The 1,266-nt window shown below is 75.4% G+C and carries 1 protein-coding gene and 1 pseudogene; one reads left to right on the top strand and one right to left on the bottom strand.

The window, feature by feature from the left end; translation table 11 throughout:
• Positions 1–31: 31 nt before the first annotated feature.
• Complete coding sequence (locus SSBG_RS16765; RefSeq protein WP_008747287.1) at positions 32–802, top strand: SIS domain-containing protein; 771 nt, start codon at positions 32–34, stop codon at positions 800–802.
• A 126-nt stretch (positions 803–928) separates the two neighbouring features.
• On the opposite strand, the pseudogene SSBG_RS16760 reads toward SSBG_RS16765, so the two are convergent.
• Positions 929–1,266 (bottom strand): annotated as a pseudogene (locus tag SSBG_RS16760) (diguanylate cyclase); the annotation flags it as partial.

Here is a 1,266-nt window from a genome sequence, read left to right as displayed (position 1 = left end):
GCACCCACGGCGGCCGGGAGCGCGTCCTCCGGTGCGGGGCCCGTGCCCGGCACCGCGCGCCCGGTATCTCGACGCCGTGACCGCGCTCCTCGCGCGCGTACGGGACGAGGAGGCCGTGCCGGACGGCGCGATCGAGCGGGCGGCGCGGCTGCTCGCCGCGACCGTGACCGGGGGCGGCCGGATCTTCGCCTTCGGGGCCGGGCACTCCTCGCTCATCGCGCAGGACCTCGTCTACAAGGCCGGTGGTCTCGCGCTCGTGAACCTGCTCACGGTGCCGGGCACGCTCGGCGTGGACGTACGGCCGGCGACGCTCGGTTCGGCGCTGGAACGCGTCGAGGGGCTCGCCGGGACAGTGCTCGACCAGTCGCCCGCGGCGGCCGGCGACCTGCTCGTGATCATCTCGCTCTCCGGACGCAACGTCCTGCCGGTCGAGATGGCGGTGCGGGCCCGCGAGAAGGGGCTGCGGGTCATCGGCGTGACCTCGGCCGCGTACGCCGGGCAGAGCCGTCCGGACAACCCGTGGAACTCCTTCCTCGCCGAGCACTGCGACGTCGTGCTCGACAACAAGATCACCGTGGGTGACGCGGAACTGAGCGGCGACGGCATCGCCGCGCCCTTCGGCCCGGCCTCCACCGCCGTGACCAGCGCTCTTCTCCAGGCCACGACCGCGACGGCGGCGGCACTCCTGGCCGCCGACGGCACCGAACCACCCCTGCTGCGCTCGGGGAACGTCCCGGGCGGCCGGGAGTGGAACGGGGAAATCTTCACGCGGCACAAGGAGCGGATCTACTACCAGCACTGAGCCGGGGAGGGCGGGAGCCGCGGGCGGCGGAACGTGCGGGGCCCGGTGCCGGGGGCTTGGTGCCGGCGGCCCGGTGCCGGGGGCTTGGTGTTGTCCGCCGCGCGCCCGTCGTCCGTGGGCCGCGCCTCACTCCCCGTACGGCTCGTGGCTCGCGTACGGCTCCTGGCCGGTGCGGGGGCCGGGGGCGAGGAGGCGGGCGAGATCGACGGCGCCCGCGACGCGCAGGCCGACGGATTCCGCGTACTGGGCGTCGGAGCGGTCGAAGGCGTGGCGGCCCGGGCCGCGCAGAAACGTCACGACACCGAGCGTGAGACCGCGACTGCGCAGGACGGCGCACAGCGCGTGCTCGGTCTCGCGCGGCCAGCGGTGGCGGTGCGACCAGTCCTCGCGCTCCTCGTCGTCCACGCCGCCGTGCCAGCTCGTACGCACCGCACCCGAGCGGCGCACCGCCCGTACGGCGGGAT

It is taken from the genome of Streptomyces sp. SPB074 (assembly GCF_000154905.1).
Classification (GTDB): domain Bacteria; phylum Actinomycetota; class Actinomycetes; order Streptomycetales; family Streptomycetaceae; genus Streptomyces.
The sequence above is the reverse complement of the archived record's forward strand: the minus strand, read 5'-3'. Positions and strand labels throughout refer to the sequence as shown.